Origin of the sequence: Camelimonas fluminis (assembly GCF_014656355.1) — a bacterium.
GTDB lineage: Bacteria > Pseudomonadota > Alphaproteobacteria > Rhizobiales > Beijerinckiaceae > Camelimonas > Camelimonas fluminis.
Genome location: NZ_BNCG01000009.1, coordinates 143,558 through 162,848 on the forward strand (window position 1 = coordinate 143,558; position 19,291 = coordinate 162,848).

Genomic DNA, 19,291 nt, shown 5'->3' on the forward strand with positions numbered 1-19,291 from the left:
CGACGGCGACGTCTCGATCGGACGTCTGGATCGTCAGCGTGGAAAAATGCTGGAGGCATATTGCGCGCGAGAAAAATCTGGGGCAGATAGCGCTCATCGGCGGCGGCGACGCTGCGGATGGAAGCGGGTGTAGCTCAGGGGTAGAGCACAACCTTGCCAAGGTTGGGGTCGAGGGTTCGAATCCCTTCGCCCGCTCCAGAAATGGCCAGCAGACAAGCCGCCGCAAGGCGGCTTTTTTGCGTTTGGGCCATAATTGCGCTCAGGCCATGCCCAGCAGGCGCAGCAACGCCAGGCTGATCGCCGTGAGCCCGAGGATCGACAGCACCGCCGCGGCGACAACCCGCCAGCCCGAGCGGGCGACCATGCGCATGTCGACGCCAAGCCCCAGCGCCGCCATCGACAGCAGGGTCAGGATGGTGGCCGCCTCGCTGGCTGGCGCGACCAGCGCCTGCGGAACCAGGCCAGCCGAGCGCAGCCCGGCGAGAATCATGAATACGGCGATGAACCAGGGCAACGCATGCAAGGCGCCGGGCTGACGGCGCTGCGCGTCGCCAACCACCGCCGGCCCTGCCCTTGGCGCGAGCCGCGGCACCGCCAGCGACAGCAGCAGGCAGATGGGCCCCAGCATCAGCACGCGCACCAGCTTCACCAGCGCCCCCATATGCATCGCCGTGGTTCCAAACGGCGCGGCGGCGGCCAGCACCTGCGGCACGGCGTAGACGGTCAGCCCGGTGAGCGCGCCATATGCGACCGCGCCCATCCCCAGCCACAGACCGAGCAGCGGCAGTCCGAGCACCACCAGCACGCCCAGCACCGCCGTGAAGGCAATGGAGGCGGCCACGTCGTTGCTGTCCGCGTCGATGACCGGGGCCACGGCGGCGATGGCCGAATTGCCGCAAATCGAATTGCCACAGGCGATCAGCAGCGCCATGCGCGTCGGCAGGCGCAGCAGGCGACAGACGCCAAAGCTCAGCCCGATGGCCAGCGCCACCACGGCGGCGACGCCAGCGATCATCCCCGGCCCGGTCGCCAGCAGGGTTGCGGCGCTCACCGACACGCCAAGCAGCGCGACCCCCAGCTCCAGCAGAAACCGGGCGCTCCACGCCACGCCGGGCTCCCAGCCCGGCCCCGGATTCCAGACGCTGCGCACGGCGGCGCCAACGAGAATCGCCAGCACCATCGGCTCCAGCCAGGCCTTGCCGAACAGCGTTCTCTCGCCAGCCTCCAGCGCCAGGGCGACTGAGCCAACCGCGACGCACAGGGCGAAACCAGGCGCAAGCCCCCGCAATCTGGCGAAACCCGTTCTGGCGAAACCACAGAACAGACGGTTGGTGACGGCGGTCATGGAATGTCCTTTCGCGGCGCATCCTGGACGCCGCGAACCAATCATTCCAACGCATCGTTTTTATCGTTATGATCTGTTTTTCAGATTATTCGATGGCCCGGCTCCATGACTGCTCCATGACTCTTGAACAATTGCGCATATTCGTCGCCGTGGCCGAGCGCGAGCACGTCACCGCCGCCGCGCGGGCCCTGCACGTGTCGCAATCGGCGGCGTCGGCGGCGATCGCCGCGCTGGAGGAGCGCCACGACGTGCGGCTGTTCAACCGGGTGGGGCGCGGCGTCGAACTGACCGACGCGGGTCGAATTTTTTTGAGGGAGGCGCGGGCCGTGCTGGCGCGCGCCGCGGCGGCGGAACAGGCGCTCGATGAGTTGCGCGCGCTGACGCGGGGCAGCCTGCGGCTGGTCGCCAGCCAGACAACCGCCGCCTACTGGCTGCCGGCGATTCTGGCACGCTATCGCGCCGCCTACCCGCGCATCGCCATCAACCTTGGCATCGGCAACTCCGACCAGGCGGCGAGCCGGGTGCATGATGGCGACGCGGATTTCGGCGTGGTGGAAGGACCCGTTGACGACCCGGCGCTGGCGGTGTTTCCCATCGGCGCCGACCGGCTGCAACTGGTGGCCGCGACGCCATTCGCTGCGCCGCCCAACGCAGCGTGGCTGGGCCGGGCGCGCTGGGTGATGCGAGAGCGCGGCTCCGGCACGCGGGCGGCTCTGGAAGACGCGTTGCGCGGCCTTGGCGTCGACCCGGCGGCGCTGGACGTCGCCCTGGTTCTGCCTTCCAACGAGAGCGTACGCACGGCTGTGGAAGCGGGCGCCGGCGTGACGGCGCTGTCGTCGCTCGTTGTCGGGCCGTCGCTGGCGGCCGGCGCGCTTCACGCGGCGCCGACCGATTTCGGGGCGCGGCTGTTTTACGGCCTGCGCCACAAGGAGCGCTATCGCAGCCGCGCCGCCGACGCGCTGGTCGAACTGATTGGCCCCTGGAAAGGGTGAGCGTTTTCTGGTCTTACGGCCGGTCGCTGGCTTGCGCCTCCGCCGGATAGCCGGCGTCAGCGAGCGCGCGCAACACCGGGGCGACGGCGGCGTCGCCGGTAACGCGCGCGATGCGGGCCGGCAGATCGACGTCAACCTGCGCGCCAGCGGCGACAGACTGCACGGCTTTGGTGACCGTGGCGGCGCAATGACCGCAGCTCATGTCGGGAATATGCAGAACCAGCATGGTGATCTCCTGAAACCGGATTGGCTGACGTCACTCAACCCCTTCCAGCAGATGGAAGGTCAAGCATAATTTTCCGGGGCGGCGTCGGGGGCTGAAAAAGCGCATGACGGCCTGTTGACCTTCCAGTTGCAGGAAGCCCCTACCATATCCACACCGGGCGACGCGCTTGCGGAGAAAGGGGAAATTTCCTTTGTTCCTCAGGTATCGACGCCCCGTCGCAGAATCCGGCCAGCCAGCGCCGGGTTTGTCCGGATATGATGAATTGGGGCGCTTCCCACCCACGGCGCGTTGTCCGGGCGGGAGATGCCTTCACGACAGGCCAGAGGAGGCCACGTGATGAACGCCATTACCGAAGCCGGCGCCTTCCAGCGGCGCTTCCCTGTGACGGGCATGACCTGCGCGTCATGCGTGCGTCGCGTCGAAAGCGCCATCAAGGCGGCGCCTGGGGTGATCAGCGCATCGGTCAATCTGGCGACGGAGAGCGCCGACGTCGCCCTGTCCAGGGGCGCGGATCCGGCCCCGGTGATCGCCGCCATCCAGCGGGCGGGTTACGATGTGCCGGCCGAAACCATCCAGATCGATATCGACGGCATGACCTGCGCTTCCTGCGTCGCCAGGGTCGAAAAGGCCATCGCGGCCACGCCCGGCGTGGTCTCGGCGGCGGTCAACCTGGCGACCGGGCGCGCGACTGTCGAGGCCAGCGCCGGGGCGGTGGACCGCGCCGCGCTGGCTGAAGCGGTTCGCAAAGCCGGCTATGAACCACGCGAGGTCGCTGCGTCCGGCGCCGCCGACAGCGCCAGCCGTGAAGCGGCCCGCGCCACGGAAATGGGTCGGTTGCGCCGCGATCTCATCATCGCCGCCGCGCTCACCATTCCAGTGTTCGCGATCGAAATGGGCGGACACGTCATCCCGGCCCTGCACCACTGGCTGGCGGCCAGTTTCGGGCAGCAGAACCTGCATGTCGTCAGCTTCGTGCTGACAACGCTGGCGCTGTTCGGGCCGGGCCGGCGCTTCTTCAGCAAGGGCGTTCCCGCGCTGCTGCGCCTGGCGCCGGACATGAACTCGCTGGTGGCGCTTGGCGCGACGGCCGCCTGGGGTTACTCGACCGTCGCCACCTTCCTGCCGCAGGCGCTGCCGGAAGGCGCGGCCCACATGTACTTCGAGGCGGCGGCGGTGATCGTCACGCTGATCCTGCTCGGCCGCTTCCTGGAGGCGCGGGCCAAGGGGCGGACCAGCGACGCCATCCGCCATCTGATGAACCTGCAGCCGCAGGTGGCTCACGTGCAGCGCGACGGCGTCTTCGTTGAAACCCCTCTGGAGGCGGTGGCGACTGGCGACGTGCTGCAGGTGCGGCCAGGCGACCGCATTCCGGTGGACGGCGTGGTGCTCTCGGGCGCCTCCCATGTGGACGAGTCGATGATTTCGGGCGAGCCGGCGCCGGTGGCCAAAACCGGAGGCTCCGAGGTGATTGGCGGAACTATCAACCAGGCCGGCGCCTTCACCTTCCGGGCGGAACGGGTTGGCGCCGATACGGTGCTGGCGCAGATCATCCGCATGGTCGAGACGGCGCAGGGCGCCAAGTTGCCGATCCAGGGGCTGGTCGACCGCATCACCATGTGGTTCGTGCCGGCGGTGATGGCCATCGCCGCCCTCACCTTCGGCGTCTGGCTGATCTTCGGACCGCAGCCGGCGCTGAGCTTTGCCCTGGTCAATGCGGTGGCGGTGCTGATCATCGCCTGCCCCTGCGCCATGGGCCTCGCCACCCCCACCTCGATCATGGTGGGCACCGGCCGGGCCGCGGAGCTTGGCGTGCTGTTCCGCAACGGCGAGGCGCTGCAATCACTGGGTGACGCAAGGGTCATCGCCCTGGACAAGACCGGCACGCTGACCGTGGGCAAGCCGGCCCTGACGGATCTGGACGTCGCCCCGGGCTTTGACAGCGCCGATGTGCTGGCCCTGGTTGCGGCGGTGGAAACCCAGTCCGAGCATCCGGTGGCGACGGCGATCGTGACGGCGGCGCGCGAACAGGGCCTGACGCTGGCGCAGGTCAGCGACTTCTCCACCGAGGTTGGCATGGGCGTGAAGGCGCGCGTCGGCGGGCGCGATGTCACCGTCGGCGCGGCGCGCTACATGACGCAACTGGGCGTGGACGTCGCGACGCTGGAAGCGGACGCGGCGCGCCTCGGCGCCGAAGCGAAGACGCCGCTCTACGCCGCCATCGACGGCCGGCTGGCGGCCATCATCGCCGTCGCCGACCCGGTGCGGCCCACCACCCCGCGCGCCATCCAGGCGATGCACGCCCTCGGGCTGAAGGTGGCGATGATCACCGGCGACAACCGGCGCACGGCGGAAGCCATCGCCGCGCAACTGGGCATCGACGATGTGGTGGCGGAGGTGCTGCCGGACGGCAAGGTGGCGGCGCTCAATCGCCTGCGCGCGTCATATGGCGCGGTCGCCTTCGTCGGCGACGGCATCAATGACGCGCCGGCCCTCGCTGAGGCCGAGGTCGGTGTCGCCATCGGCACGGGTTCGGACGTGGCCATCGAGAGCGCTGACGTGGCGTTGATGTCCGGCGATCTCACCGGCGTCACCAACGCCATCGCCCTGTCGCGCGCGACGATGCGCAATATCCGCCAGAACCTGTTCTGGGCCTTTGGCTACAACGCGGCGCTGATCCCGGTGGCGGCGGGCGTGCTGTATCCGGCGACAGGCCTGCTGCTGTCGCCAATGCTGGGCGCCGGAGCCATGGCGCTCTCCAGCGTGTTCGTGCTGGGCAACGCCCTGCGCCTGCGCAAGTTCAGGCCCTGAGTGCAAAGCGCCTGCAAGCGCGGACTTCACCAGAACCCGATGGGTCAGATCCATCGGGTTTGGCATGCCCCCGGCTGAAAATGCGGCCAGCCAAAGAAGCGCCGCGCGTCCAGCGCAGCAGAGTGCCCGGGGAGCGTTCTGGCGGCGCGCGCGTCGCCAGGCTTGATCTTCCAGTTCCGGGAACCTTATATCAACAGCGGTTCCGGCGCGTTTCGCCGCCGCGCCAACTTGATTGCAGGAGGCCACCATGAACATTGGCGCCGCATCGCAACAGTCCGGCCTTCCCGCCAAGACCATCCGTTACTACGAGGACATTGGCCTGCTGACGCCGGACCGGGCCGGCAATGGTTATCGCGACTATTCCGCCAGCGACGTCCATCGCCTGCGTTTTCTCCAGCGGTCGCGGAGCCTCGGATTTTCCGTAGAAGAATGCCGGCAGTTGCTGTCCCTTTATGGCGATCACAGCCGGGAAAGCGCCGACGTCCGGGCCATCGCCAAAAGCAAGCTGGCGGAAGTCGAACGCAAACTCACCGAACTGGCGGAACTGCGCGACGCCCTGCGGCATCTGGTGCGCAACTGCCACGGCGACAACCGGCCCGAGTGTCCGATTCTCGATAGTCTCGCCGGCCGTGGGGGCGCGCGCCAGGCCAGGATCTGACCTGCGCGCCCGTCGCTGGACGACGCGCCGGTTGTGCTGTTGATTGATACGCAAACAGCATGGAAAACCGTTCAAAAGATGCGGTGGAGCACTGAGCGGCATTTTCCTGAATAGAGACACGATGGAAGACGCAACAGAACCGCCCCAATCCATGTCCGACCGCGTCCGGATGCTCGACTGGTCCCGGTCTCCGGCGGGCCCGCCGGAGACATGGCCGGCGGACCTGCGCAGCATCTGGCGGACGGTGTTGCGGTCAACGACGCCCATGGCGCTGCTGATCGGGCGCAGGGGCGCGTTTGTCTACAATGAGGCGGTGCGGGCGCTGATCGGCGAGGCGTACGATCATCTGCTGGGCCAGCCAATTGTCGATGTGTTCGACGGCTCCGACGACTTTTACCTGCCCTTGCTGGACAGGGTGTTTGAGGGGAAGTCCGCGGGTTTTCGCGACCTGCCGTTCCGTCTGTTTCGCAATGGCGTTTGGGAAACCGGGTGGTTTGACCTCGACTACACCCCTGTGGTCGATGACAACGGCGTCATTCTTGGCGCGCTGGTCATTGGCGATGAAACCACCGGACGGGTGCAGAGTTACCAGGACCTGTTGCGCGCTCGCGACAAGCTCGACCATGCGCTGGACGCCAGCGGCATCGTCGGCGCCTGGAGCATCGATTTCACCACCGGCACGACGCAGACGGACGACCGGGTGGCCCGGCTGCTCGGCGTGGCGCCGGACGTCGCCCATGACGGAGCCGCCTCGGAGCTGTTTCTTGCCGGGGTTTACCCCGACGACCTGCCGCAGGTGCAGGCGGCGCTGGAACAGGCGCGGACCACCGGCGTCTACATGTGCCAGCATCGCGTCTGCGGCGTTGACGGCGTGCGCTGGGTGGTCGCATCGGGTCGCACGACACAGCTTCCTGGCGGCGACGCCGGCTCGCTCAGCGGCGTGGTCATCGACGTCACCAGCCAGGTGGAAACCGCCGTCGCGCTTGCCGAAAGCGAACTGCGCTTCCGCACCTACACGGAAGCGCTGCCGCACATCGTCTTCAGTTGCAACACGGACGGGCGCACGACCTATCTGAACAGTCGCTGGTATGAATTCAGCGGCCAGTCCGAGGCGACGTCGGCGACGGCCGACTGGCTGACCTGCGTTCATCCCGATGATCAGACCGCCCTGCTGGCGGAGTGGCGCAACGCCCTGGCCAATGGCGAGCCGTGCCATTGCGTCGCCCGCCATCGCCACAGGTCCGGCGAATACCGCTGGATCCAGGCCGCCGTGCTCCCTATCCGCGATCAGGCGGGCGCCATCGCCAACTGGATTGGCACGCTGACCGACGTTCATGAGGCGCGCCTGCTGGAAGCCGAGCGGGAAACGGTTTCTCACGAACTGGAGCACCGGATCCGCAACCTGTTCGCCCTGGTTCAGGGACTGATCAGCATCACCGCCCGCGAAGACCACACCCTTCAGTCCTTCACGGAGCAGTTGCGCAGCCGGCTGACCGCCCTGCACCATGCCCACGGGCTGGTGCGCGATGGCGCCATCGTCTCCGGCGCCAATTCCGGCTCGTTGCTGTGGCTGGTCCGGGAGTTGCTGGAGCCTTATGACGCTGGACGAAAACGCGCCGCCGTCAGCGGCGACGACGCGAAAGTTCCCGCCAGGGCGATCACCTGGCTGGCGCTGATCTTTCATGAGCTGGCGACCAACGCGGCGAAATACGGCGCCTTCAGCACCGCCGCCGGCATGGTCACGGTGACGTCAGAACGCGCCGGCGACGCCCTGCAGATCACCTGGAAAGAAACAGGCGCCGCCCATGACGCCGCGCCGGTCGCCACCGCGCGCCACGGCTTCGGCTCGCGTCTTCTCAGCATGATCGTGGAAGGCAACCTGCGCGGCGCCGTGAAACGTTCGGTTGAACCGGACGGATTGAAAATAATCCTGGAGCTGCCCGCCAGCGTGTTTAACTGGGAAGCCTCCGACCGGGGCTGACGGCGCGACCGCGGTCGCCGTTGGCGCGGTCAGCGCCCGTTACAGGCGCCGATAACCCGCCGGACTTCCAGGGCGTCCTTCATCCAGCGCCCTTCGACGCGCAGGCAACCGCGCGCCCGCCAGGCGGCCCTGATCTGCTGCGTCGCCGCCTCCGGCCCCCGCAATGGCGGCGCCCCATCCCCCGCCCACAACGGCCAGCCGCGCCGCTCGCCCGGCAGCGATGTTTCCGCAACCACGCCCCAGGATGGGCAAGGCGCCCGCACGCACATGATCCCGGTGCGGCCAACACGGAATATGCGCATGGACGCGTCGGGTGTCTGGGCAACCGCCGGCGCGGCGCCGCCAGCGGCCAGCAGAAGCGCCATGCAGACCGCCCGCCGGAGCATTCCCGAGAAAAATGTGACCCGCGCATCGCGAAGACAATGTCTCCTGTTCAGGCGATGCAGCATTCTCCGTGAGCTGGCCCCACCGAAAACACGCCGGGTGACGCCGGCTGTCGCAACGCGCGGCTTCATGGGCGTTCCTCCGTTTCAACCTGCGGACGCTGGCGCGTTCCCGGCAAAAGCGATGGGGCGCATCCAGCGAACCCAATTGCCCTGGACGCATTCCGGCCAGCGCCCGCCTCCGGCCGGCGCCTCAGAGAGCGCCGCGAAATGTCAGATTGTAGCGTAGCCCGCCGGTTAACGGGTGCTCGCCGTCCTTCAGCCGCAGCACGCCATGGTAGTACAGCCGCGACGGACCGCCCCAGACCACCACGTCGCCGTGGCGCAGTTCGTATTTCTTCACCGGGTCGCTGCGGTTCGCGCCGCCAAACTGGAACATGCAGGGCAGCCCCAGCGACACCGAAACGATCGGCCGCGAAAAGTCCTGCTCGTCCTTGTCCTGATGCAGCGACATGCGCGCGCCAGGGGCGTAGCGGTTGATGAGACAGGCGTCAGGCGCGAAATCCGGAAAACCGGCTTCGGCGGCGCTGGCCCGGGCAAGTGCGACGAACGCCCCGGGCATGGGCGGCCATGGCGCGCCGCTGGCCGGATCGCAACGCTCATAGCGATAGCCGCGCCGGTCGGTGACCCAGCCGGCCTCGCCGCAACTGGTCATGGCCACGGACATCTCGAAGCCGCCCGGGGTGTGCATGTGACGGAAGGGCGCGGCGGCGGCGACCGCGGCAATCCCGGCCAGCAGGTCACGGTCACTGGCCAGGGCGCGGCCACGCAACAACACGGCGCCAGGAGCCATGTGCTCAGGAGCCAAGTTTTCTGGAGCCAGGCGTTCCCTTGACTGGCCGGCTGCGACGCCGGCGAAATCGAACAGGTCCATGTTGTCGCCTCCATCGCCCATGGCGCGCCGTTACGCCATGCGCTCAGGTTTTTGCGCCTGCGCCGTCATCCGCCGCCGCCGTTTTTGTGCCTGCGCCGTCATGCGCCGCCGCCGTGGCGGCGATGTCCCTGAATATGGCGTCCCATTCGGCGTCGTCCATGTCGACGAGGCCGAAACTGCGCAACAGGAACACGCCTTCCGTCGCCAGAAAAGCGAGGCGCAGCGCCCCCGCGTCAACGCCGGAGGCCGCGATCTCACGCAACCGCGCCGTGTACCAGGTGCGGGCCTCGGCGCGCTGGCCCGCGCTCATCGACAAGGCGGCGAGCATCACCGCGGCGCGGTCGGCCGAGGCGAGCCCCGACTGCGCCGTCGCCGCCACGTGCGCCCGCACCTGGCCGGCGACGGTGCCGTCGTTTTCCGGCATGGCGGCGACCTCACCGTCGAATTCCGCCTCCCAGCGGTCGATCATGGCGCGGATCATGGCGTCGCGCGAGCCAAAGCAGTACTGGACGCCGCCTTTGCTGATTCCGCCAGCGCGGGCAACGGCTTCGATTGTCAAACTGTTGATACCTTTCTCGCGTATCACAGCTTCCGCAGCGTCCAGAACCGCGTTCCTGTCAATTGTCTGCCTGCGTCCCATGGCGCGCGCGCACCTCTCCTGACCTGAATATGCGGCCTCTGGACCCGGATGGGCCCAGGCGTTCTCTATCTGGCGCGTTCCGGCCCCGACCGACGGGTTTTACCGTTCACAATGGATCGCTCCGGCGCGCCAACATGCACGGATCGAACCCTTGCTGAAACACTGTAACCGTTTACCTGAAAAGGGAATTTCGCCCGACCGCCATCCTTCGGCTGACCGGGATGAAATCGCCCCCTTTTCAATCCATACGTATGGATTTATAAAGTAGCCACACGTTTCGCAACCTCCGGAGGCCGTGAGAGAAGCCCCGGACACAATGGTGACCCATGTATACCCCCAATCGCTGGATCGTCCTTGCGATCGCATCCAGCGCGCTACTGCTTGTCGTGATCGACATGACAGTGCTCTATACGGCCCTTCCCACGCTTACCCATGACCTGAACGCCACCGCGTCGCAAAAGCTCTGGATCGTCAACGCCTATGCGCTAGTCGTCGCCGGCCTGCTGCCCACCGCCGGCGCCCTGAGCGACCGCTATGGCCACAAGCCGATGCTGCTGGCCGGTCTCGCCATCTTCGGCGTCGCCTCCATCTTCGCGGCCTTCGCGCCGGACGCCGGCTCGCTGATCGCCGCCCGCGCCGTCCTGGCTGTTGGCGCGGCCGTCATGATGCCCACCACCCTGTCGATCATTCGCATCGCCTTCACCGACGAGCGCGAGCGCGCCATGGCCATTGGCGTCTGGGCCTCGATCGCCTCGGGCGGCGCCGCCCTCGGCCCGGTCGTGGGCGGAGCGCTGCTGTCGTGGTTCTGGTGGGGTTCGGTGTTCCTCATCAACGCGCCGATCGTCATCGCGGCGCTGGTCGCCGGCGCATGGCTGATCACGCCGTCGCGCCCCAACCCGGCGCGCCGGATCGACCTGATCGGCTCGGCCCTGGCGATGACTGGCGTCATCGCCCTCGCTGTCGCCATCAAGGAAATCGGCGCCGGCGAGCGCCCGCTGGCGGTGGCCCTGGGCGCTTTCGCCGTCAGCGGCGCGGCGCTCACGCTGTTCGTGCGGCGCCAGCAGGGCATGGCCGCGCCGATGATTGACTTCCGGATGTTCCGCAAGCCCGCCATCGCCATGGGCATGCTGGTGGCTCTGCTGACCTCGGTCGCCATGATCGGCGTCGAGCTGGTTTACAGCCAGCGCCTGCAGCTTGTGCTCGGTCTCTCGCCGCTTGAGGCGGGGCTGATGATCCTGCCGCTGCCGCTTGGCGCGCTCGCGGCTGGCCCCCTCGCCGGCATGCTGGTTGGCCGCGTCGGCGCCCCGCGCGTGATGTGGACTGGCATGGCGGCCGCCGGCGCGGCGCTGGCGCTGTTCATCATCGCGCCCGCCCACGGCCAGATGACGCACGCCCTGCTGTTGGCGGCGTCGAGCGGCGGCCTTGGCGCCGCCATGACCGCGGCCTCGGCGGCGATCATGGGCAACGCCCCGGCGGATCACAGCGGCATGGCGGCTTCTGTCGAAGAGGTTTCCTATGAACTGGGCGGCGCCATCGGCGTCGCCGCCATCGGCGGCGCCCTGTCCGGCCTGTATTCCAGCGCCATGGGCTCCGTCGCCGGGGCGCCGGCGGCCGCCCGCGACAGCATCGACGGCGCCCTGCGCGCCGCGGGGCAGATGTCGCCGGACATGGCGGCGACGCTGATGACCCAGGCGCGGCTGGCCTTCGACCATTCGTTCTACGCCGTGCTCGGCATGGCGGCGGCGCTGGTGCTGGCCACCGCGGTGCTGATCCGCATGGCGACGCGCCGCCTCCCGGTCCCGGCCCAAGCCCGGGTCGGATAATCCCGCGTCGGATAATCCGGTCCATCCCGTGGCATGATGAAAAGCGGGGGCCGCTGCGGCCCCCGCTTTTTTATCGCATGCCGCCAGTTTGCGCGGGCAACGGGAAACCGCTAGAGCGTTTTCAACCGGGCGGACGCCACATTGCGCCAAGCGAAGCCCGCGCGTCGCCATGAGGCGCGCCGCCATACACCGTGGCCATGCAACGCGGCCAACCTGACAGCGGAGATCCGGACTGGAACGCTGGAGCCTGAAGCGCCTTTTGTGGGCGACCCTCGGCGTCGGCTTCGTCGCCCTCGGCCTCGTCGGGGCCGCGCTGCCGGTGCTGCCGACAACGCCATTTCTCATTCTGGCGGCCGCCTGTTTCGCCCGGTCATCGCCGCGCCTTGAAGCCTGGTTGCTGAACCACCGCCATTTTGGTCCGCCCCTGCGCGACTGGCGACGCCACGGGGCCATTTCCCCCAGAGCCAAGCGGCTGGCCTGCGGCGGCATGGCTGCCGGCTACGGCTTCTTCTGGTTCATGGCCAGGCCAGGCTGGCCGCTGGCCATCGCCGTCGCCGCGCTGATGCTGGCCAGCGCCAGCTACGTGCTGTCGCGACCGTCGCCGCAGCCGCTCCCCAAAACCAGCCCATAAAAAACGGCGCGACTTGGATCGCGCCGGATATGACTTCAGAACCGGAAAGTCCCGGCCAGGGACGGCGCAAAGCCCCGGCTTCCCGTTGGGAACCGGCGTCCGTCACGCCAGCCAGAAGGGCGCCGACGCATTTCCCGGCGGGACATGCCGTGCGCCGTCCAGGTGACCGACGCGCGATGAGACTGGCTCATCGCGCACAGGCGTCAGGACGCGAAGTACTGCTGGGTGCCGTGCGCCTCGATGGCTTCGGCGAGGCGACCAAGGGCATGCACGTACGCGGCGCTGCGCACGCTGATATTCTTGTCCTTCGCCAGTTCCCAGATCGCCCGGCCTTCGACTTCCATATTGGTCTTCAGGCGCTGGTGAATCTCGCCGACGGTCCAGTAGAAGCCCTGACGGTTCTGCACCCACTCATAGTAGGAAACGGTGACGCCGCCGGCGTTGGCCAGGATGTCCGGCAGAACAACGATGTTCTTCCTGAACAGGATGGCGTCGGCCTCCGGGGTGACCGGGCCGTTGGCCAGCTCCACCACGACGCGCGCCTTCACCTCATCGGCGTTGCTCTCGTTGATCAGGTCTTCCATGGCGGCCGGCACGAGAATGTCGCAGGGCACGCTGACGATGTAGTCCGGCGGCAGCGCCTCAACGCCGTTGGAGCCGGCGAGTCCGGTCAGCCTGTTGGCCGCCTTGGCCTCCAGCACCGCATCGACGTCGAGACCGTCGGCGCAGTAAAGGGTGGCGCGCGAGTCGGAGACGGCGACGACCTTGTAGCCGACGTCGGCCATCAGGCGGGCCATATGGGTGCCGGCGTTGCCGAAGCCCTGGATGGCGACCGTGGAGCCGGGAGCCACGCCCAGTTCCTTCTCCAGATGGCGCACCAGGTAGAAGCCGCCGCGCGCCGTGGCGTCGTCACGACCGAGCGAACCGCCAAGAGCAATCGGCTTGCCGGTGATGACGGCCGGCGAATTGCGGCCGACGATCGAGGCGTATTCGTCAGCCATCCAGCCCATGATCATGGCGTTGGTGTAGACGTCCGGCGCCGGAATATCGCGGTCAGGGCCCACGATATTGGCGAAAGCCTGCATATAGGCGCGCGACAGGCGCTCCAGTTCGGCCTTCGACAGCAGGTGCGGATCGACCTGCACCGCGCCCTTGCCGCCGCCATACGGCAGGTTCATGACCGCGCACTTGAAGGTCATCCAGAACGCCAGCGTCTCCACCTCGTCCATGCTGGCCTGCGGGTGGAAGCGGATGCCGCCCTTGGTCGGGCCGCGGGTGTCGTCATAGCGGCAACGCCAGGCCATGAACGACTTGCGGGAGCCGTCGTCCATGCGCACCATCAGGCGCATTTTCGTGGTTTCGCGCGGGTATTTCAGTTTCTCAAGGACGTCCGCGTCGAGATCAAGATACCGGGCCGCGTCGTCAAGACGGGTAAGGGCCTGCTCAAGCTGGGACTTTTCCATGATTGTCTTCCTGAAACCTCTGCCGGGCGCTGGCCGGGCGGCGGAAGAACGGCATGGAGGGAGCCGGAACGGCCATGACCGGGTCGACGCCTGCCTGCGCAAACATCGCCTGATCGCCTGAACCCCATCCTGGGAGCTGTCCGCCAACGCGGCCGGCGCCGGTCTTTCTGGCGCCGCGGGGGTGAGGATGGCTGGCGCCAGGCGCCCACAGGCCATCGACTCGCAGATGCATAAAGGCGACCTGAACAATTTTCCAGCGATTTCGGGATATTTTTGCGCGCAGGGCGCTCAAATCGCTCACGGGCGCGGCGCCCGGCGCCGTCGCTGCAGGCGTTGCGCCCGTTTTTCAGGCGGCCTCCGTAATGGTCAGCGCTGGGAAAGACTATTCTGGACAAACAGCTTTCCGCCCTGTCTGGAACCGGACAAACCAGCTTCAGGACTGCAATTGTATTATATTTTATATATCATTCCAGCCGCGTCTGTTTGCGCCAGCGGGTAATAACCCGGTCGCGCTTCAGTTTTGACAGACGCTGCAACCAGAAAACCCCGTCCATCTGATCAATCTCATGCTGCAGGCAGGCGGCACGAAAGCCATCCGCCGTCTCCTCATGCGTCGCGCCGTCGAGGTCCCGCCAACGCACCCGCACCTGGGCGGGGCGGACCACCTCCGCATGGGCGCCAGGCATGGCGATGCTGCCCTCGGCATGGCTTTGCGTCTGTGCCGACGCCCCGATGATTTCGGCGTTGACGTAAAACCGCGGGGCGGCGTCGCCCGGCAACTCGATCACGAACAGCCGTAGCGGAACGCCCATGTGCGCCGCCGTCGCGCCGACGCCGGGCGCCGCCCGCATCATCGCCAGCAGTTCGTCCGCCAGTTCCCGCAACGCCGCGTCGAACGCCGCGACGGGCCGGGATGCTTCAGCGAGACGGGGATCCGGCCAGCGGACGGGGGAGCGGACAGTCATGACAATACCAGACCAGGGCGTGAGCGGGCGTGCGCGGCGTTTGTGCGCCGCGCACGCCGGCGACGCAAGCAACGCGGACGAACAGAATTCAATGCGCCTCAACCATTGCGTTCCGCCATTGCGGTCCCCCTGGCGCATCCTGGTCAACCCCAGGCGACGCACGGCCTGTCCCGCAAGAATACGCGGCGCGCCGACATGAGCCTTGCAGCTTGCGGAAGCGTCGCCATCTGGCGACCTGGCGGGTCTGGCCAGCCGCACAGCGACGTAATTGCTCATCAGCTCCGGCTTGAGTTTTGGCGCTGGGGCCGCTAAGGGACCCCCATCCGCACTATGCGGCTTGCATCTGCTGGTTGGGGAGGACGCCATGTCATACGACGGCCTCTTCCAATTGGGGATGGGCGCAGTTCTGCTGAAAGCCTCCCAAACGGAAGACACGATCGGTTCCGGCGCCATGACGCGCCGCGCACGCGCCCTGTTTCATGAGGCGCAATCGGGTATGCCGACGCGAGGCTCGCGAAAGCGCGGCGCATGCGCCGCGACGCATGCGCACATGTCCACCGCTTCCGGCTCCAGACCAGCGCCATCGATGCGTGAGCGCGCCTATGCAGGCGCGGCGGCGTGGATCGTCAGCCGGCTGGCCGCGCGGACCGGGCGGAATTGACGGGTCGCCCCCGGCGCAGCCCCCGTCACCAGGACTGTGATTTTGGCGACATATCAGGGCGCTACGCTGTTTGCGCCAGTCCGGGGCGCCATCCAGCAGACCATGTGACGGCGCGCCGCTCTCTTCAATACCGATATCGCGCGCGCCGGACGCCTCCGGCGGCAGGCAAGAGCAGGACCGACAAGTGACCATCCAGACGCCGTATTACCTGATCGACAAGGCCGGGCTGCTGCGCAATCTCGAGATCATCCGGCGCGTGCGCGAGCAGTCCGGAGCGAAGCTGCTGCTGGCGCTGAAGTGCTTCGCCACCTGGTCGGTGTTCGACCTGATGAACCAGTATCTCGACGGAACCACCTCCTCGTCGCTGTATGAGGTGCGCCTCGGCCGCGAGAAGTTCGGCGGCGAAACCCACGCCTATTCCGTCGCTTACGCCGATCACGAGATCGACGAGGTCGTGTCGCACGCCGACAAGATCATCTTCAACTCGCTCGGCCAGTTCGCGCGCTTCGCCGATCGCGCCGTCGGCGTCCAGCGCGGCCTGCGCCTGAACCCTGGCGTGTCGTCGTCCAGCTTCGATCTCGCCGATCCGGCCCGGCCGTTCAGCCGCCTTGGCGAATGGGACGCCAACAGGGTGCGGCCGTTCATGGACCGCATCGACGGCTTCATGATCCATAACAATTGCGAGAACGGCGATTTCGGGCTGTTCGACGCCATGCTCGGCCAGATCGAGGAGCGTTTTGGCGACCTGCTGGCCCAGGTCAAATGGGTCAGCCTCGGCGGCGGCATTCACTTCACCGGCGAGGGCTACAATGTCGACGCCTTCTGCGCCCGCCTGAAAAAGTTCGCCCAGGATTATGGCGTGCAGGTCTATCTGGAGCCCGGCGAGGCGGCGATCACCCGCTCGACGACGCTGGAAGTCAGCGTGCTGGACATTCTCGACAACGGCAAGCAACTGGCCATCGTCGACGCCTCGGTGGAGGCGCACATGCTCGACCTGCTGATCTACCGCCAGCATGCGAAGGTAGAGCCGGACGCCGGCCCGCATCCCTATATGGTGTGCGGCAAGTCATGCCTGGCCGGCGACATTTTCGGCGAGTTCCGTTTTGAGAAAGAGCTGGCGGTCGGCGACCGCATCTCGTTCCAGGACGCAGCCGGCTATACGATGGTGAAGAAGAACTGGTTCAACGGCGTGAAAATGCCGTCGATCGCCATCCGCGAACTGGATGGCGAGGTGCGCCTGGTGCGCGCCTTCGGTTACGACGACTTCGCGGCGGCGCTGTCCTGAGCGCTGTCCACCTTGCAGATTCACTGAACACGGGGTTTTCGCGTGAAATGAAGAAAAACGTCCTTGTCATCGGCGCCGGCGGCGTCGCCCAGGTCACTGCCCACAAATGCGCGCAGAACAACGATGTGCTTGGCGACATTCACATCGCATCGCGTACTGTCAGCAAGTGCCGCGACATCATCGCGTCGGTTCACGAGAAAAAGAGCATGAAGGTTGACGGCGTCCTCGAGGCGCACGCCCTTGACGCTCTCGACGTTGAAGCGACCAAGGCGCTGATTGCGCGCACCGGCGTGCAGATCGTCATCAATCTGGGCTCGGCCTTCGTCAACATGTCGGTGCTGCAGGCGTGCATCGAAACCGGCGTCGCCTACATCGACACGGCCATCCACGAGGACCCGCTGAAGGTCTGCGAGGACCCGCCGTGGTACGGCAACTACGAGTGGAAGCGGCGTGAGGCCTGCGCCGCCGCCGGCGTCACCGCCATTCTCGGCGCCGGCTTCGATCCGGGCGTGGTCAACGCCTACGCCGCCCTGCTGGTGCGCGACTGGATGGACGAGACCGACTCTCTCGACATCATCGACATCAACGCCGGCAGCCATGGCAAATGGTTCGCCACCAATTTCGATCCTGAAATCAACTTCCGCGAGTTCACCGGCCAGGTGTGGTCGTGGCAGAACCGGCAGTGGACCTCGAACCAGATGTTCGAGATCCGCAAGGAGTGGGACCTGCCGGTGGTCGGCTCCAGCACCACCTACATGACCGGCCATGACGAGGTTCACTCGCTGTCGAAGAACCTCGACGTGCCGAACGTGCGGTTCTGGATGGGCTTTGGCGACCACTACATCAACGTCTTCACCGTGCTGAAGAACCTTGGCCTGCTGTCCGAACAGCCGGTCCGCACCGCCGAAGGCGTCGAGGTGGCGCCGCTGAAGGTGGTGAAGGCCGTGCTGCCCGATCCGTCGTCGCTGGCGCAGGACTACACCGGCAAGACCTGCATCGGCGTGCTGGCCAGGGGCAGGAAGGACGGCAAGGACGCCGAGGCGCTGATCTACCAGATCTCCGATCACAAGGAGGCCTTTGAAGAGGTCGGCAGCCAGGCCATCTCCTACACCGCCGGCGTGCCCGCCGCCGCCGCCGCCATGCTTGTCGCCACCGGCGAATGGGACGCGAAGACCATGGTCAATGTCGAGGAGCTGCCGCCGGAGCCGTTCATCAACCTTCTGAACCGCATCGGCCTGCCAAACCGGGTGAAGGACGCGCGGGGCGACCGCGAACTGGCGTTCTGATATTTTTCGCTGGCGCGCCCCGAGCAGGCGCGCCCGGCCGAAGATCACGGGGCTGGCGTCTGCGCCAGCCCTTTGCATGTCCACAGAACAACAGCCGGGAGAGAAACGTGAGCGCCGTCCTGTCCAACGCCCTGCCCTTCGACCGGCTTGTCGACGCCTGCGCCAGCGACTGGCGCGCCTATATCGAACATCCGTTCGTGCGCGGCATGGGCGATGGCGCGCTGCCCGAGGCCAGTTTTCGCCATTACCTGAAGCAGGACTACCTGTTCCTGGTCCATTTCGCCCGCGCCTGGGGGCTGGCGGTCTACAAGGCGCGCAGCATGGGTGAACTGCGCCAGGGCCTCGACATCCTGAAAGCCATCGTTGATCTGGAGATGGGGCTGCATATTTCGTGGTGCGCGGAATGGGGCGTCAGCGAGGACGATCTCGCCATGCTGCAGGAATCGCGCGCCACCATGGCCTATACGCGCTATGTGCTCGACGCCGGCGCCAGCGGCGACCTGCTCGACCTGCATGTGGCGCTGGCGCCCTGCGTCGTCGGCTACGCCGACGTGGCGAGCTGGCTGCTGGCCCAGCCGTTCCTGAAGCGCGACGGCAATCCCTACATGCGCTGGATCGACATGTACGCCGACGCCGAATTCCAGCAGGCGGCGCAGGCCGAGCGCGACTGGCTCAACGCCCGCCTCGCCGGCGTGACGCCAGAGCGCTTCGCCCAGCTGTCGCGAATTTTCCGCGACGCCACCCGGCTGGAGGCGGACTTCTGGCAGATGGGGCTGACGCTGGCGGACTGAGCCGCCCGTATGCCCCCGGCTCCGGGACCGGAGCCGCATCAGCGTCTGGGCGGCCCCGCCTGCAGATTGCGGGCGAAGGCGTCGCGCTCCAGGCGCACCCCCGGCCCCTCCCGGCCAGCGGCGATAAAGCGCACGCCCGCCTTCTGGAAAGCGCCGACGATCTGGCTTTCGCTGGCCTTCTGCAGACCATGCCGGCAACTCTCGAAGTCGCGCACTGTGCTGCGCGACACACCGGCTTCTTCCGCGAGCTGGCATTGGGTCCAGTCAAGCAGGCCGCGCGCTGCGCGGCATTGCTCCGGCCTCATGCTGCGGACAGGTTTCAGAAATGCCCCCATGTGCATCAACCATCGCGTTTAAGGCGGACATCCCGGAGCCATCCCGGGTCCGGCATTGCGGCAACCATTTTTCCAGCGGCTGCG

General features: G+C 67.1%; 17 protein-coding genes and 1 tRNA gene. 10 read left to right on the top strand and 8 right to left on the bottom strand.

Features of this window, described 5'->3' with window-relative positions:
* Window positions 1–123: 123 nt before the first annotated feature.
* Window positions 124–198: transfer RNA gene (locus IE243_RS11985), tRNA-Gly, on the top strand.
* A 61-nt stretch (window positions 199–259) separates the two neighbouring features.
* On the opposite strand, the gene IE243_RS11990 is transcribed toward IE243_RS11985, so the two are convergent.
* The gene (locus IE243_RS11990) at window positions 260–1,345 is read right to left on the bottom strand and encodes a YeiH family protein (RefSeq protein ID WP_191319612.1); all 1,086 of its coding nucleotides are present in this window, start codon (window positions 1,343–1,345) and stop codon (window positions 260–262) included.
* A 116-nt stretch (window positions 1,346–1,461) separates the two neighbouring features.
* Here IE243_RS11990 and IE243_RS11995 point away from each other — a divergent pair, with 116 nt between their 5' ends.
* On the top strand, window positions 1,462–2,337 hold the full coding sequence (locus IE243_RS11995; RefSeq protein ID WP_191319613.1) for a LysR family transcriptional regulator: 876 nt from the start codon (window positions 1,462–1,464) through the stop codon (window positions 2,335–2,337).
* A 13-nt stretch (window positions 2,338–2,350) separates the two neighbouring features.
* Here the strand turns inward: IE243_RS11995 and IE243_RS12000 are convergent, their stop codons facing one another.
* Window positions 2,351–2,563 (bottom strand): heavy-metal-associated domain-containing protein, encoded by a 213-nt coding sequence (locus IE243_RS12000; protein ID WP_191319614.1) that lies wholly within the window; start codon window positions 2,561–2,563, stop codon window positions 2,351–2,353.
* A gap of 336 nt (window positions 2,564–2,899) precedes the next feature.
* On the opposite strand from IE243_RS12000, the gene IE243_RS12005 reads away from it, so the two are divergent.
* The 3 genes from IE243_RS12005 (at window position 2,900) to IE243_RS12015 (ending at window position 8,010) form a co-directional block, all read left to right on the top strand.
* Window positions 2,900–5,371: a heavy metal translocating P-type ATPase gene (locus IE243_RS12005; protein WP_191319615.1), complete on the top strand. Its 2,472-nt coding sequence runs from the start codon at window positions 2,900–2,902 to the stop codon at window positions 5,369–5,371.
* A gap of 247 nt (window positions 5,372–5,618) precedes the next feature.
* On the top strand, window positions 5,619–6,029 hold the full coding sequence (cueR, locus tag IE243_RS12010) for a Cu(I)-responsive transcriptional regulator (protein ID WP_191319616.1): 411 nt from the start codon (window positions 5,619–5,621) through the stop codon (window positions 6,027–6,029).
* Window positions 6,030–6,150: 121 nt separating this feature from the next.
* Complete coding sequence (locus tag IE243_RS12015) at window positions 6,151–8,010, top strand: sensor histidine kinase (protein WP_191319617.1); 1,860 nt, start codon at window positions 6,151–6,153, stop codon at window positions 8,008–8,010.
* Window positions 8,011–8,039: 29 nt separating this feature from the next.
* Here the strand turns inward: IE243_RS12015 and IE243_RS12020 are convergent, their stop codons facing one another.
* The 3 genes from IE243_RS12020 to IE243_RS12030 all read right to left on the bottom strand — a co-directional run bounded on the left by IE243_RS12020 (window position 8,040) and on the right by IE243_RS12030 (window position 9,967).
* Window positions 8,040–8,375 carry a hypothetical protein gene (locus IE243_RS12020; protein ID WP_191319618.1) on the bottom strand — a complete coding sequence of 112 codons (336 nt, stop codon included), beginning with the start codon at window positions 8,373–8,375 and terminating at the stop codon, window positions 8,040–8,042.
* Window positions 8,376–8,646: 271 nt separating this feature from the next.
* Window positions 8,647–9,327, bottom strand: coding sequence for a DNA oxidative demethylase AlkB (gene alkB / locus IE243_RS12025; RefSeq protein ID WP_191319619.1), 681 nt, complete (start codon window positions 9,325–9,327; stop codon window positions 8,647–8,649).
* A gap of 43 nt (window positions 9,328–9,370) precedes the next feature.
* Window positions 9,371–9,967 carry a TetR/AcrR family transcriptional regulator gene (locus tag IE243_RS12030; protein ID WP_191319620.1) on the bottom strand — a complete coding sequence of 199 codons (597 nt, stop codon included), beginning with the start codon at window positions 9,965–9,967 and terminating at the stop codon, window positions 9,371–9,373.
* Between the two features lie 326 nt (window positions 9,968–10,293).
* On the opposite strand from IE243_RS12030, the gene IE243_RS12035 reads away from it, so the two are divergent.
* Both IE243_RS12035 and IE243_RS12040 read left to right on the top strand, forming a co-directional pair.
* Window positions 10,294–11,790 carry an MFS transporter gene (locus IE243_RS12035; protein ID WP_191319621.1) on the top strand — a complete coding sequence of 499 codons (1,497 nt, stop codon included), beginning with the start codon at window positions 10,294–10,296 and terminating at the stop codon, window positions 11,788–11,790.
* 247 nt (window positions 11,791–12,037) lie between these two features.
* Window positions 12,038–12,421 carry a YbaN family protein gene (locus IE243_RS12040; protein WP_191319653.1) on the top strand — a complete coding sequence of 128 codons (384 nt, stop codon included), beginning with the start codon at window positions 12,038–12,040 and terminating at the stop codon, window positions 12,419–12,421.
* A gap of 203 nt (window positions 12,422–12,624) precedes the next feature.
* Here IE243_RS12040 and IE243_RS12045 read toward each other — a convergent pair whose 3' ends face one another.
* Complete coding sequence (locus IE243_RS12045; protein WP_373301670.1) at window positions 12,625–13,887, bottom strand: Glu/Leu/Phe/Val family dehydrogenase; 1,263 nt, start codon at window positions 13,885–13,887, stop codon at window positions 12,625–12,627.
* 461 nt (window positions 13,888–14,348) lie between these two features.
* On the bottom strand, window positions 14,349–14,849 hold the full coding sequence (locus tag IE243_RS12050; protein WP_191319623.1) for a peptide deformylase: 501 nt from the start codon (window positions 14,847–14,849) through the stop codon (window positions 14,349–14,351).
* 845 nt (window positions 14,850–15,694) lie between these two features.
* Here IE243_RS12050 and nspC point away from each other — a divergent pair.
* The 3 genes from nspC to tenA all read left to right on the top strand — a co-directional run bounded on the left by nspC (window position 15,695) and on the right by tenA (window position 18,872).
* A complete protein-coding gene (nspC, locus tag IE243_RS12055) occupies window positions 15,695–16,795 on the top strand; it encodes a carboxynorspermidine decarboxylase (protein WP_191319624.1) in 1,101 nt (366 codons plus the stop codon).
* A gap of 47 nt (window positions 16,796–16,842) precedes the next feature.
* A complete protein-coding gene (locus tag IE243_RS12060) occupies window positions 16,843–18,081 on the top strand; it encodes a saccharopine dehydrogenase family protein (RefSeq protein ID WP_191319625.1) in 1,239 nt (412 codons plus the stop codon).
* 107 nt (window positions 18,082–18,188) lie between these two features.
* Window positions 18,189–18,872: a thiaminase II gene (tenA, locus tag IE243_RS12065; RefSeq protein ID WP_244643100.1), complete on the top strand. Its 684-nt coding sequence runs from the start codon at window positions 18,189–18,191 to the stop codon at window positions 18,870–18,872.
* Window positions 18,873–18,910: 38 nt separating this feature from the next.
* On the opposite strand, the gene IE243_RS12070 is transcribed toward tenA, so the two are convergent.
* Window positions 18,911–19,213 (bottom strand): helix-turn-helix transcriptional regulator, encoded by a 303-nt coding sequence (locus IE243_RS12070; RefSeq protein WP_191319626.1) that lies wholly within the window; start codon window positions 19,211–19,213, stop codon window positions 18,911–18,913.
* Window positions 19,214–19,291: the final 78 nt, after the last annotated feature.